This window comes from Xanthomonas sp., assembly GCF_017163755.1.
Taxonomy (GTDB): domain Bacteria; phylum Pseudomonadota; class Gammaproteobacteria; order Xanthomonadales; family Xanthomonadaceae; genus Xanthomonas_A.
Map to the genome: position 1 here is coordinate 117304 of NZ_JAFIWC010000006.1, position 13961 is coordinate 131264.

The 13961-nt window shown below is 62.4% G+C and carries 10 protein-coding genes; 5 read left to right on the plus strand and 5 right to left on the minus strand.

Going from position 1 to position 13961, the window contains the following annotated elements:
• Positions 1 to 375 precede the first annotated feature (375 nt).
• The 4 genes from yiaA to JR065_RS05850 all read left to right on the plus strand — a co-directional run bounded on the left by yiaA (position 376) and on the right by JR065_RS05850 (position 6571).
• Positions 376 to 807, plus strand: coding sequence for an inner membrane protein YiaA (gene yiaA, locus JR065_RS05835; protein WP_206232958.1), 432 nt, complete (start codon positions 376 to 378; stop codon positions 805 to 807).
• Positions 808 to 945: 138 nt separating this feature from the next.
• Positions 946 to 3894, plus strand: a complete 2949-nt coding sequence (locus JR065_RS05840; RefSeq protein ID WP_206232959.1) for a type VI secretion system Vgr family protein — start codon at positions 946 to 948, stop codon at positions 3892 to 3894.
• 8 nt (positions 3895 to 3902) lie between these two features.
• Entirely contained in the window at positions 3903 to 5555 is a 1653-nt protein-coding gene (locus JR065_RS05845; RefSeq protein WP_206232961.1) for an esterase/lipase family protein, read from the plus strand.
• The gene (locus tag JR065_RS05850; RefSeq protein ID WP_206232962.1) at positions 5552 to 6571 is read left to right on the plus strand and encodes a T6SS immunity protein Tli4 family protein; all 1020 of its coding nucleotides are present in this window, start codon (positions 5552 to 5554) and stop codon (positions 6569 to 6571) included. The genes JR065_RS05845 and JR065_RS05850 overlap by 4 nt, the downstream gene beginning before the upstream one ends.
• Positions 6572 to 6836: 265 nt before the next feature.
• Here the strand turns inward: JR065_RS05850 and JR065_RS05855 are convergent, their stop codons facing one another.
• Entirely contained in the window at positions 6837 to 7379 is a 543-nt protein-coding gene (locus JR065_RS05855) for a hypothetical protein (protein WP_206232964.1), read from the minus strand.
• Positions 7380 to 7672: 293 nt separating this feature from the next.
• Between JR065_RS05855 and JR065_RS05860 the strand changes: the two genes are divergently transcribed.
• A complete protein-coding gene (locus tag JR065_RS05860; protein WP_206232965.1) occupies positions 7673 to 7951 on the plus strand; it encodes a hypothetical protein in 279 nt (92 codons plus the stop codon).
• Positions 7952 to 8192: 241 nt separating this feature from the next.
• Here the strand turns inward: JR065_RS05860 and JR065_RS05865 are convergent, their stop codons facing one another.
• The 4 genes from JR065_RS05865 to JR065_RS05880 all read right to left on the minus strand — a co-directional run bounded on the left by JR065_RS05865 (position 8193) and on the right by JR065_RS05880 (position 13961).
• Positions 8193 to 8762, minus strand: a complete 570-nt coding sequence (locus JR065_RS05865) for a hypothetical protein (RefSeq protein WP_206232967.1) — start codon at positions 8760 to 8762, stop codon at positions 8193 to 8195.
• A 627-nt stretch (positions 8763 to 9389) separates the two neighbouring features.
• On the minus strand, positions 9390 to 9905 hold the full coding sequence (locus tag JR065_RS05870; RefSeq protein WP_206232968.1) for a hypothetical protein: 516 nt from the start codon (positions 9903 to 9905) through the stop codon (positions 9390 to 9392).
• Between the two features lie 329 nt (positions 9906 to 10234).
• A complete protein-coding gene (locus JR065_RS05875) occupies positions 10235 to 11011 on the minus strand; it encodes a hypothetical protein (protein ID WP_206232970.1) in 777 nt (258 codons plus the stop codon).
• Positions 11004 to 13961 (minus strand): glycoside hydrolase family 19 protein, encoded by a 2958-nt coding sequence (locus tag JR065_RS05880; RefSeq protein WP_206232971.1) that lies wholly within the window; start codon positions 13959 to 13961, stop codon positions 11004 to 11006. Before JR065_RS05880 ends, JR065_RS05875 begins: the two co-directional genes overlap by 8 nt.

The following is a 13961-nucleotide window of genomic DNA, read 5'->3' on the forward strand; positions in this document are numbered from 1 at the left end:
CGGCTCGTCCGCAGCGCCGGCCCGGGACGTTCGTGGAATCGCCCGGATGCCGCGATGCCGCCTTGTCGGCGCCGACGACGGCGCCCGCGGGCCTGCCTGCCGGCGGCGAGCGCCTGAAACCGCGGCCACATGGCCTTGGACCTGTGAGCCGAGGGCGGCCCTGGCTCGCGCGTCCACGCCGCCATTCCCGCGTAGACCGGTGGTGTTATCTGGTCTATTGTCCATCGCATCCGGCGTTGCGCGGCTGCGGGTGGGGAGATCCTGCGGCGAGCCCGGCGGAAACCATGGGGCGTTCTGGAGCCGGGGCAACGCCGCAGTGCGGCGGGCGCAGGCGCCCTGTGAATGTGGACTTCTTCTTTTCCAAGGATAGTGATCATGCGAGCCAGTGTTGCCAACAAGCCGTCCGTAGCCTTCGTCGGCGCGTCGTGGGTGGCGCTGCTGCTCGGCGTCGGCGCCTATTTGCTGGGCCTGTGGAACGCGGAGATGTTGCTCAACGAGAAGGGCTACTACTTCACGCTGCTGCTGTTCGGCCTGTTCGCGGCGGTATCGGTGCAGAAGAGCGTGCGCGACCGCGCCGACGGCATCGCGGTGACGGCGATCTACTACGGGCTGGCCTGGTTCTCGGTGCTGGCTGCGCTGTTGCTGCTGGCCATCGGCCTGTTCAATGCGACGTTGACCCTGAGCGAAAAAGGCTTCTACGCGATGGCCTATGCGCTGAGCCTGTTCGCGGCGATCGCGGTGCAGAAGAACACCCGCGACAACGCCGGCGCCTCGTCCGAGCCGCCACGGCTGCCCGAGCAGAGCTGAGCCGACAGCGGGTCCGGCGGTCCGCGGCATGCTGCGGACCGTCATGCGCGTCACGACTTCATCTGCTAAGTTCGCCCCACAGGGGCAGGAAACTATGTTGACCGGGGGCGGTACGGCCCGGGGGACAGAGGTGTAGCGATGGAAGCACTGAGTGCGTTGTCTACCCGCGCCGCCCTCCTGGCGGATGGCGAGCGCCTGTACCGGTTGCAGCTGCCAGGCGGCGATGCCAACGCGGTCGTCGAGCGCTGGAGCGGCGAAGAGCGCCTGGGCGGCGGTTTCGTATGGTGGGTGGACGTGCTGAGCACGCAGGCGGGGTTGCCGCTGGAGGCGTGGCTGGGGCGTCGTGCGACGCTGTACACGAAGCTGGCCGGCGGCGGGGAGAGCCCGCGCAGCGGCCTGGTGCATGAGGCGTACGAACTGGGCAGCGACGGCGGGCTGGCGCGTTATCGCGTGGGCCTGGTGCCGTGGACGTGGTGGCTGGGGCAGGGCCGGCACAGCCGGGTGTTCCAGGAGCGCACGCTGGTGCAGATCGTGGAGGCGGTGTTCGCCGACTACGCGCCGCAGGCGAGCTGGCAGTGGAGCCAGGAAGTGAGCGGGTTCCTGGCGCAGGCGCGTCCGCGCAGTTACTGCGTGCAGTACCGCGAGAGCGACCTGGCCTTCGTGCAGCGGCTGCTGGCCGAGGAAGGGCTGGGCTGGCGGCTGCAGGAGTCGGACCAGGCGCCATGCGGCCACCAGCTGGTGGTGTTCGCCGACAGCGCCGCGCAGCCGCAGGACGCCAGTTCGGCGCAGGGCGGCGGGCTGCGCTACCACCGCAGCGACGCGACCGAGGCGGCCGACAGCGTGCTGGCGATCGGCGCCACGCGGCGGCTGGGCAGCGGCCGGCTGACGGTGCTCAGCGAGGACTTCAAGACCCGCCAGGCGCGCAGCGCGCAGCTGCCGCTGCACGGCGGCGGCGGTCAGTCGCTGCGCGAGGTGTACGAGCCGGTGGGGATGTACGCCTTCGCCAGCGCGCAGGAAGCGGACCGCTATGCGGGGCTGATGGCGCAGGCGCACGAGGCGCAGTGGTCGCCGTGGCAGGGCCGCAGCACGGTGCGCACGCTGCGCGCCGGGACCTGGTTCACCCTGACCCAGGCGCCGCAGCAAGGCCAGGCGCCGCCAGCGCAGCTGCTGCTGACCCGGCTGTGGCATGCCGGGATCAACAACCTGCCGGTGGACCTGCGCGAGGCGGTGCAGGCGCAGCTGGGCGCGCCGCCGGCGTGGCCGGAGGCCAGCGCGGTGGCCGCGCGCAGCACCTGGACCCAGGCCGAGGCGGTGGGCTACGGCAACGCCTTCGAGGCGGTGGACCGGCAGCAGCCGTGGCGGCCGGTGCTGGCCGACGGCACCGGCGCCCGGCTCAACCCGCGGCCCACCGCCCCCGGCTACCAGACCGCGGTGGTGGTTGGCGCCAACGGCCAGGCCGGCGCCGACGGCAACGAGGTCCACGCCGATGCGCTGGGCCGGATCCGGGTCAAGTTCCACTTCCAGCAGGACGCGTCGGCGTCGGCCGCGCAGGACAGCACCTGGCTGCGCGTGGCGCAGCGCTATGCCGGCCCGGGGGTGGGCAGCCAGTTCCTGCCGCGCATCGGCCAGGAGGTGCTGGTGGGCTTCCTGGAAGGGGACATCGACCGTCCGGTGGTGCTGGGCACGCTGTACAACGGCAAGGGCGAGGCCGGCACGCCGGCCACGCCGGGCGGCCAGGCCGCCGAGGCCGACACCCAGGCTTACGCCCAGGCGCGCGATGGGCGCGGCAGCGCGCAGGCGAACCTGGCCGGCGGCCACGCCCCGGCCTGGCACGGCGCCGGCGGCGGCGATGCGGCGCACCGCAACGCCACCGCGCTGTGGGGAGTGAAGTCGAAGGAGTGGGGCGGCGAGGGCCATAGCCGGCTGGTGTTCGACGACAGCGACCAGCAGCTGCGGCTGCAGCTGGCCACCACGCAGGCGGCCACGCAGCTGAGCCTGGGGCACCTGATCCACCAGGCCGACAACTACCGCGGCAGCTTCCGCGGCGAAGGCTTCGAGCTGCGCACCGACGCGTGGGGCGCGCTGCGCTCCACGTCGGGGCTGTGGCTGAGCAGCTACGGGCGGACCCAGGGCCCGGCCGGCGAGGCGGCGCAGCCCAGCGCGCTGCTGACCCAGCTGCAGACCCTGGGCAAGACGTTTTCGCAGGCGGCCGGCACGCACCAGACGGTGAAGCTGGCCGCGCACGAAGGGGCGAAGCAGGCGAACCAATCGAAGCTGATCGCCGACCAGGCGCCGCTGCAGGCGCTGCTGAGCAGCGTGAAGACCACGGTGCCGGGCACGGCCTACGCCGACGCCAAGGGCGCGGCGGCCGAGCGCAGCGCCAGCCCCGGCGAGGGCCGCGTGCCGCACACCGGCGATGCGCTGCTGGGGCTGGCGTCGCCGGCGGGGATCGGGGTGGTGGCCGGGCAGGGCCTGAGCTGGAGCGTGGGCGAGACGCTGACGCTGGCCAGCGGGCAGGGCAGCGAGCTGGCGGTCGCCGGCCACGGGCGGCTGCACAGCGGGCAGGCGATCGGGGTGCTGGCCGCGGCGGTGGAGGGCGGGCAGACCCAAACCAACAGCCTGAGCCTGGTCAGCGGCGAAGGCGAACTGGACGTGCAGGCGCAGTCTGACGAAGTGCGGGTGCAGGCCAAGCAGGGGCTGAAGGTGGTCAGCGCCAACGCCGAGGTGGAACTGGCCGCGGGCAAGACGGTGCACCTGGCGGTGGCCGGCGGTGCCAGCGTGACCATCGAAGGCGGCAACATCACCTTCGCCTGCCCCGGCACCATCACCGTGCATGCGAGCAAGAAGTCGTTCGTCGGGCCGACCCACCTCAGCCGCGAAATGAATACCTGGCCGAGCTCCAGCTTCGACGACCAATACGTGCTGCGCCACCGCAGCACCAACGAGCCGCTGGCGAACACGCGCGTGGAAGTGACGCGCGCCGATGGCGCGGTGATGCAGTTGGTGACCGACGCCCAGGGCCGCCTGCCCAGACAGAAGAGCATGGCGATGGAGCAACTGGTGATCAAAGTGCTGGGCAAGGGCTAGGAACGCATATGCCAGACAACAAGGATGAGGTTCTTCTTGCGACGTCCGAGCGCGATGAAGCCGGGCGTCCCATCGTGCGCCCGCGGCTCACGCACACGGTCGATCAGCGGGACAAGGTCCTGTTGGCCGATCCGCCGGCGGTCATTCCCATCGTCTTCCTGCCCGGCATCATGGGAACCAACCTGAAGTCCAAGGAAAGCGGCGACAGCGTATGGCGGGCGCCGAACACGGATGGGTTCTTCCCGATCCTCGGCGCGATCGGGCAACTGTTCGGCTACTGGTTCCGCGGCGCGGCCACGCGCCAGCGCCGCCTGGACCCGGCCAAGGTCGAGGTCGACGACAACGGCCCGATCGACGCCGAAGGCACCATCACCGACGAACTCGCCAAGCAACGCGGCTGGGGCACGGTGATGCGTTCGGCCTACAACCCGGTGATGGCGTTGCTGCAGAAACGCCTCGGCAACGTGATGGAAGCGGGCGAGCCGCTGGAATGGTGGCGCGACGAGGGCATGCGCAGCCCGGACGCCTATGGCGAGCAGCAAGGCGGCAACGCCGCGCTCGGCCAGGCCGAATTGCGCGCCGCGGCGCGCTACCGGTTCGACGTATGGGCAGGCGGCTACAACTGGCTGCAATCGAACCGGCAATCGGGCCAGGACATCATCGACTACATCGACAACAAGGTGCTGGCGCACTATCGCCAGCAGAAGATCCCTGCCGAAAAGGTCGTTCTGGTCACCCATTCGATGGGCGGCCTGGTCGCGCGCTCGGTCGCGTGCATCCAGGGATACGCCAACCTGCTGGGCGTGGTCCACGGGGTCATGCCCGCGACCGGCGCCGCGGCGACCTACCACCACTGCCGCGCCGGGTACGACGGCGTTTCCAGCGTCATTCTCGGCCGCGACGCGGCCGAGGTCGTCGCCATCCTGGGCAACTCCCCGGGAGGACTGGAACTGCTGCCGGCCATGGACTACTGCGATGGGAAGCCATGGCTGAAGTTGGGCGACCCGTTCACGCCCAATTCGGAGGAACTGCCGAAGGCCGGCGATCCATACGCGGAGATCTACACCAACCCGGCCTGGTATGGACTGGTGCCCGAGGAAAACACGCCGCTGCTCGATCCGGCCGGGCTCAATCCGGCCGCGGCCGGCGAGACCGAGCTGGAGGGCCCCCCCGCGCCGGGAAAACGCTCGCTGTTCGAGCGCAACATCGACGATGTCGCGGCGTTCCATCGCGAACTGTCCGGGTGCTACCACAAGCCGTCCTTCGTCCACTACGGCTCGGATGCGAACCAGAAGAGCTGGTCCGAACTGCGCTGGGCCGGCCAGCTTCCCGATGCCTGGGACAGCCTGCGCATCACCCAGGACAAGGGCAAGGGCACGATGGAGGTGGCGGGCCAGGGCGGCAGCGCGAGCCTGGAGATCGCCGACCCGGCGGATCCCGGCGACGGTACGGTACCCGATACGTCGGGGGGCGCGCCCGCGGCGGCGGGCGTGCAGGCCAGCTTCCGGCAGGGCGACCTCGGCCAGGGGGAGTTCGCCAGCCGCAACGGCAAGGGCAAGGCGGAAGGCTACGAGCACCAGTCGAGCTACAACGACGTGCGCAGCCAATGGGCCACGCTGTACGGTGTCGCCCAGTGCGCGCAGCATGCGGATTGGGCATGAAGACGTTTTCGCCAGTACGACGCCTGGACTTCGGCCGCTTTCGTCTGCCGGCGGCCTTGCTATTGCTGATGCTGCCCGGACTTGCAGCCGCTGCGCCTGACACTCGGAGATCAACGATGAAAACGCTTTGCCTGGGACGGCACCTTGTCGAGGTGCCGAGCGACAGCGAACTCAAGATCGGCTACGAATACGCCGGTGGGCCGGTGGTAACCCAGCGCAACGTGGATCGCGAGCGGTTTCTCGAGTTGGTCGCGGGACAGGAGCGCCGGTTGCAGGCGGCGCAGCACCGCGCCGGCGGCGCGATGCTGGTGCAGCGCGCCGAACCCACTGCCGATAGCGTGCTGTTGACGTCCTGGTCCAGCGCCACGAGCCGACGGATCCATGCGCAGGACTTCTACCTGCATGTGCCCGCCCAGCGCGTGCTCTACCACTTCACCGGGCAGAGCGACGAAACCCGGCTGCAGGGCGCGGTGGACTACTACCGCACCCTGGGCGGCGCGGTGCGCTACCGGGACGCCGTGGAGATACCGAAGGAGGCCGGCTTCTGCATCGACTCGGGCTTCATCGCGCGCAACAAGCTGGGCAAGGAAGGATTCACCGCGGGCATCCGCGCGCGCGCCTATCCGAGCGTCTCCATGACCTTGACCGCCTATGTCACCGGCAAGCCGGACGCGGACCTGCTCACACGCGTCGGCAACGTACCGCCCGGCTACGCCAAGGCCGCCGCGCAGATGAAGCCATTGCGCCGCGGGCAGGAGGATATCGGTCCGTTCCGGGGCCAGGAACTGCTGGTACGTGCCGACGCCGAAGGAAAGCGCAGCTACGAGTTCCTGTGGGAGACGCAGGGCAAGGCCAACTCGCTGGGCTTCCCGTTCATTTCGCTGGAACTGAGCACCACCGGCAAGTCCGACGCCAAGGGCAAGATCGTGGACGCGCCGTTCAAGAGCGACGAAGAGGCGATCGGCTACTGGGACTCGGTCCTGAAGACGCTGCGCCTTCGCCCTGGTGCGGCTTGAGCGGCGAATCCGAGCAAGTCGCATCGAAAAGTGGCAGGGACTTGGCGAATTCGGTGCTGGTATGGCTGGCGCTTTCGATCGGCATGAGCGAATGCGCCAGTGCCGACGCCATGCGCGGCGCTTCGACAACGTCGCCGACTGGCGCCAGGACAGCGCTAATGAGCGATCAAGGCCGCAGGTTTGTTTCCACTAGAACGCCTACGGGCTGGCGGGACTTCTTGTTGGATGCATAGACGGCCAACCCGTCTCCATCAAGTCCACTACTTCATCTCGATCCAAATATCTTGGCACAATCGATCTTCTTGCCGATGCCAGCAGCAGATTCGACTCGCTCACACTGGTATGGGTGATAGGCACTGCCATCACGGTCCAGCTTGTAAATAACCCGAGTCATCGGTATCCCGGGCGGCGGCGTATCGAGGGATGTCGCTTGGCTCGGCAAGACGTTGTCGGATATTTCCAGTTCCATAGTGCTCGAAGGCGCGGCATCAAGCACTACACACGCTTGCTCAGCACCGACTCTGAAAAGAGTGCGCACTACATTCGTATTGGGAGTTGCATCAATGACCCAAACGTATGCCTCGCCACCATCGGCTGTTTCGCTCGCGGTGATGCGTCGTATGTTTTCGTCTTCTCCATCCTTTGTCCAGGGGAATGCCGACAAGACATAGTCATTCAGGGAGGGATAGCACTTGCCAGCAATAGAGCCTGGCCAAGCAGCCTTGTCATTTCCCGCGGAGGCGTCCCGCAGAGGTCCAAGCAGTGACACCGCAATTGCCGCGCTGGACAAGTAAAGCTTGAAGCGCATAGCGATAGCTTCCAGAAGTGAGTCTCAGCAAGTCTGCCTTCCTCAGCTGGATCACGTGGCGCATCGATTGGTTCCCTCAGCCGCAAGGGGGAGCTCAATGGCTCATCGGGCGCCGGCAAGTATTGGAAGGATCCAAGGTCGAAACGCAGTAACGATTCTACAGCTGCTGGGCCGGTACCGTCGGGCGCTGGGCAGACCTGGGTGGCTGTCAGGCCTGGCCAGTCTTGCTTGATTGAAGTGGGTGCCCTGAGGCCGCTGAAAACTCCCTCCAGAACGGGAATGTATGTGCCATCTTGACACTGCGCCAGTACAAGGTATCCAGCCGCATCGGCGTCGCCATAGCTGCCGCCCAGGTAGCGGACGATGGCGTCGGCACGGCCATCCTGGTTGAGATCCGGCGTGCTGGCCAGGCGCGTCTGTCCGCGACTAGCGCTGTAAGGGCATCCTTCTTCTGCATCTGGTGGGCACGCACTAACCAGCCTGCCTTCCACGATACGAAGTTCGATGTGATCGTCAACTTGAGTTGCCACACAGCGCATTTGCAAAGCCTTGTCTTCCCGCGTCGCGGCTAAGCCGGGGAGTGCCGCTAGGAATAGGCTGAAAATAAAAAGGCCGCCGCCAATGGAATGCATGCTCATATCCGTCCCAAGCAACTGAAGTGGCCAACCAGTGCGAGCCCCGGCTCTGCCACCGTGCTGTGACGCTCGGCGGGGGCTAGTGTGAGCTCACCCGTTCGGTAGTGGTGCGACAAATGGTGGCTGGACTTTCCCGGTCGCGCTGCTACAGATGCGGACTACGTGCTCCCGATATGTCTCATCGGTGTGATTTTAGCTGGTTCAGCTTGTTTTGCACGGCTTCGATCTCGGAGGCGTCAAGTTCAAAGATGCGCTTATCCAGAATCGACCGATAGGCGTCGGCATTGTTGCTATTGACCTCGTCGCAGGCCAATAAATTTTCGAATGATGTTTCCGGCGAATCCGCCGGTTTGCGCACACCCTTTGCATAGTCATCGGCTTTGGGTGTCGCTTTCATGAGATCAAAGTCCGGATACACGGGGTTATCCCATTGGCCTTCGGCAGCGAACTCGCCGCCGCAGAATTCGCCAGTCTCCCGCGCGATGATGCAGCCGCTGTGGGTGTCAATCAGGTTGCAATACGCGGTTTCTTGCGTGATTGGTCCCTGCGGAGTCTCCAGCTCAGCTGATGCGATCTGGCTGAGGAATACGAATCGATGGTCGGGAGAAAGGCGTGGCGATTTTTCGCGTTCAAACGCGCCATCATGATCCTGCTGCCCTAACAAGGTCCTAACGGCTCGCCCGTTGTGCACGATGGTTACACGCCCAAAGCGGCCATTGGCAGTAGGGTCTCCGTAGAGCAACGTCACTGGATTAAGGGTGAGAGGCGTGGCTTGGGGGCCGACCGCGGGTCCGGTGCGTAGAGGCGACGTGGCGGTGTGACCCGTTGGGCTGGCTTGTGTAGCCTCACCTCCACTCCCGCAAGCGGACAGTATGAGAAGCACAGAGGCCAGTGCATATTTCATAGTGGTCTCAAGTTGCGATATCGCGCACCCGCGTCCGTCATACACGCAAGTCCTCGATCTGGGCTTTGGACGATCGGCAGGCCAGCACAATAGCAGATGACGCAGGTCGATCATCTCGACCAATGGCTGGCTAACAGATCGGCAACGTCAGGCGGCCGCGGCATGCCAAACTCCCAGAATAAAAATCGACGGGACTCTTTTCGCGCCGAGGGGAACAAACTCAGGCCTGTTCATGTTGCGGGATGGCGGCGTTTTACAAAGCAACTATTTGCTCTCCATCCCGGCACCATCAGCAACTTTCGACCTCGCTAGGCTGTGGCTCGGGTCTCATTGTTCTGGGCAGATATTCCACTGGTCCCGCTGTACTGACGGCCTGTCGATCTCGTCTATGCCGTGTGTGTTGGTGCTGCAGACGGGCCCTAAATCAAGACGACGGACCTTAATGACAGAGGAAGCAAACCATTCAGTAGTTTATTTTTTCTCCTCTACGATAGGTTTTGATCCTTTGCAGGTGATTTTCTCTTTGGTGTATTTATCCTCTAAATTTCTGACGCTTTGGATGGGCAGAACTGCGTTCGCTGCGGCCACGCTTGGATCAAAAAACTCCGAAACTACTGAGGACATATCTTTTGCAAAAACTATTCGGTAATAGTTTCTGTACTTGATGTCTTCATTGGGTTCGGGTGCGAATTGAATCACGACATCTATCGACTCAATATTGCAGCCATGGCTTTTAACATAAAATAGCCGCTCGGGCCGAGAAAAGCCAGCGTCATGAAGTTCTACTGTTTTCTTCATCCCGGAAGGTGACTTTGCTAAAAGAGCAGTCACGCCTCCAGATTCTACAATCTCAAACCGATATCCATTGGCCTCTAGGGACATTCCGCTGCTTAAGCTTTCTGGGGTAAATATCTCCGAGTTTTGCGGTGCTTTTGCTTGCAACAAAAAAGAAGCTGGTAATAACAGCACGAGAGCCAGTATTCTCATTAGTCACCCATTTGATGTTTTTTTACCGGATTACGTTAAGGGCGACAGTGCAGGTGACGTAGGCCAACGACCAAGAGCGCGCTCAGGTGCGATCATTGGTGCCAGAGGTGCAGCGTGTTACGAGCGAGACAGTGAAGCTGGCATTCGTGGATCAAGGATATACCGGGCAAGAACCTGCACAAACGGTTCGGGAGAAGGAATAGAGATGCATGTGGTAACTAACGGAAGCAGGGCTTCGTATTGATCAATAAGCGTCCGCATTGCTGGCCACTGTTGACCTAGTCGCAGGCCAATAAATTACCGGATGACGTTTCCGGTGAGCCCGCTGTTTAGAATAGTATGTTTTTGCACTGAACCCACATCGTAATCGTTCTCTTCTTAGAAAGGTATGATACTTTACACCAGCCTGCTGTGGAGTCCTCTACTTTGACATGGTCGTCCTTAATCAAATACATTTTACTGACCTCATGCAGGTAAGGGCCGTGATAGAGCAATGTCCTTTCCTTAATTTTTCCTTCAACTTGGGTGGAAGAGTGGGCTAGTTGGAACAATGGAGAAATCACCGCTCGCTCAATCGATTTTCTGTCTTTGTATGGAAATTGGTAAGTTAGCCCCCCTTTGGTGTCGGCGAAGTCACCGCCGCCATCAAAAAAATGGGAAGCACTTTTGTCTTGGGATATAGTGCCATTAGAAAATTTCATTACAGTCACGTCATAAGCGCGGCTAATGATTTCCCAAGTACTAGGTGTATCTGTGCTTTGGATTACAAATAACCTTTTATTCGGATCACCATGAACGCTGAGGAGGAATGCGTCATCAATTTTTCCGCTGGTGCCTGCATATGGGAGCTCATAGGCAAGCGTTAGTTTTCCATCTTGTGATATCGAATAAATTGCTATCCCAGGAGGGTCAACGGACAGCGGACTTTTTCTACCGGCGACCTTCTCTATGTACAGGAAGCATACTGTCGCCCCATAAGCTCTTATAGGAGGATAAGCTTGATCACGGCCGGCGCTATCACATATTTGGCTATCTGTAGAGGCTGTCGTGGCGGCTACAGCTGGAGCTGAGGCTAGAAAAAGGAATGCTAGCAATTGATTAATCATTTTGAGTGCAGCCGCTATTGAAATGGCGATTGAAGATCGGCGAAATCTCGCGTTTGTACTGTTGACGGTCAGGAAGTCCCTCAAGCCCCGTGTTGACTGGCTTAGTAACTGCGGTAACGGCAGCGTCGCCGGAGAGGGTAGGGTTATCCGCAATTGCACCTATTTTCCTGTCCTTCCAGAACCATAAGGCTGTCTCAATCGCTACTGCAGGATCGTCTTCTAGAAGCTCAGGGTTTGAGTCAACTGACAGTCCGGTTTCCTTTGCGCATTTCTTGTATGTTTCATAATGAGTGAGGTGTATTAGACCGCGGCCACGGTAGTCTTTCCCTGGTTGTTCATTGCTGCCAAAACTATGTTCACCATACGCCGAGTCATTTGCTATCAAATTCTCGTCTATCCACTGTAGCTTTTCTTCTTTAGTGGCAAATGTTATTCCTTTTCTGGCGAGGCCGTTATTAATTGCTGTCGGTGCCATGTTGTAAAGCTTGGCGGCGGTGTAGGTCTTCCTTGAGTAATTCAACGATTCTCGGAAGCTAATAAAGCCTCCGGTTTCTTTTTTTGCTTGAGCCAGCAAATGCTTGATCTGACTACAGCTGTCCACGCCGTACTTTTTGAACATATTTCCGGACGCTTCAACCATCGCCTTAATGAAAGACGCTTTGACGCTTTTGCCGCACACTTCACTAAGGAACGCTTCGGTTAGGTTGATTGTCGCCCCGCACTTGGCGCAAATTAGCGTTCCGGTTGCGGTGCTTGCGAAGTTTGTGATAAGCCCAATTGGATGCAAATTGTAGACTTTGGCATCAACAGGTAGTGCTGGATCTGTATTGATATCCTTCCACCACTGCAACGATTCAATCCGATCTTTTTCCTCTTTCCAATCAACCTTGCGTGGCTCGGGAATGGCCGAGTCGATCGCATCCCATTGCGGGCGCGGCGTTCCCCACTCGCTGGTGTGATGGAAAACCAGCCGAGAGATCGCTTCGGCCAGCCACGGTTGCTTCAGTGCTTTTTTCAGTTCTTCGGGGCTGAGCTGCCGGTCGTCATCAAGGTCGATGGCATCGCATAGGCGCGAGAACAGCGGCCCGCCCGTGGCCGCCTGTGCTTTGGCTTCCAGTGCGGCCTGCTCGTCGGGCTTGGCCTGCTTGGTGGCGATGACGTGGCGCGCGTACAGGGCTTCTGGCGTGGTGCTGTCGGCCTCTATATGCTCGAAGCCCGGCCAGTCCCATGGGGAGCAGAGGGTGACCTTGACGTGGTCCTTCTCCCTGGCCCAGCCCACGCCGCTGCTGCCGTCGATCTTGCCCACGTCCACTTGCCACCAGCGGGTGCCGTCCGTTTCGGTTGCGACCTTTTTCAGTCCCTTGATGGCGGCGACGCGGATGAAGCCTGCCTCCGGCCCGTTGGTCTGGCTCGCCTGCAGCGGGAACTTGCTCCACGCTTTGAGGGAGCGGCCGGTGGTGACGGCGTCGGTGCCCAGCAGCGACTTTTCCACCCACACCGGCGTGCCGCTGGGGACGAGTACCTGGCGGCGCGGGTACTTGTCTTTTTCTTCCTTGGTTTTCAGCGCGTTGTAGGCGGCTTCGGTGATGCTGTCGCTATCGGCCGCACCTAGCACGCGATGGAGGATCTGGCCGCCGCCATAGGTGTGCGTCGAACTGTTGAAGCCGCTCAGGCTGCCCTTGTCCATGATCTGCAAGGTGCCTTTTCGCACCTGAACCCATGCCCCTTCCTTGCCTCCTGGGACCAGGGCCGTCGCCTCCTCGGCGCCGATCTGCTGGTCCGGCTCGGTCGGCAGCACGAGCTTGGCGCCCACGTCGATCTTGAGCAGCGTCTTTTGCTTGGCATCCAACAGCTTCGCCCGCTCCCGGCTCTTGGCCATGAACGCCTTGAGGTCTTCGGCTGTGAACACGTCCAGTTGCACCAATGGCCGCACGCCGCTCTGCGCCGGGCTGGTCGAGGCCAGTGGATTGAGATCGGTGAAGCGTTGGTATTCGCCCAGATAGCCGATCAATTCGCCGGCTTTGATCGGGGCAGGGGTCGGCAGCACATAGACCGCGTCCTGGGTGTCAGGCTCGGCGCTGGCGGCGGTCAACTCCGCTTTGAAGGCGTACAACCCTTTTGCGTCTGCGGGAACGGTTTGGCCGCTGACCACCTCGGAGATGACGAAATAGCCCTTCTTGGTAGGGCTTTCCGCGCCCAGCCGTAGCTTGGCGCCGCGCGGTGCGTACCCAACCTTGCGGTGCTGTGCGTCGCGCAGGTTCAGACCCACGCCTCCCTCGGGGATGGAAGGATTCGAGACCCTGTCGCTGTCCTTGGCCTTGTCGCCGACCGTGTACGCCACGCTCTTCCAGAACGCCGGGCGCGGCTTCTTGGGCTCGGCCTGGTAGCCGGCCCAGTCCAGCAGATGGAGATACACGCTGTAGAAGATCAGCGAAGGCTCTTCCGCCTTGGGATCAGGTTTTGCGGTCGGTTGGGTCGTCGACTGTGGCGTAGCCGTAGCCGTAGCCGGTGTCGGGTTGGCTGCGGCGGGTGTGGTGGCAGCCCCGGCTTGCGTGGAAGGTGCGGCCTGCTTGGGCGCGGGGGGCAGTTCCAGGCGGTGGCGTACCAGCACGAAGCCGCGCGAGTAGGGGGCCTTGCCTGCGCTGTATGGGGTGTTCGGATACTTCGAATCGATGCGATAAGCGACTACCTCCCCATCACCGATGCAGCGGATGCCTTCCTTCTGCGCCAGGGTGTTGCCGGTTAGCGCATCGAAATGGATGCCGCCGTGCCATTGCCCGTTGGCGCCGATGGGATAGAACCCGTCCTGCGCATTGGACAGCGCATCGAAATAGACCTGCGGGTCGTCGATATCGGTGGGTTTGGCGCCGGCCTTGCCCGGCTCTGCGCTCTTCTGGAATGGATAGATCAGCTTGCTGATCTTGGCGAGCTTCTTCTCGGTATCGGCCAT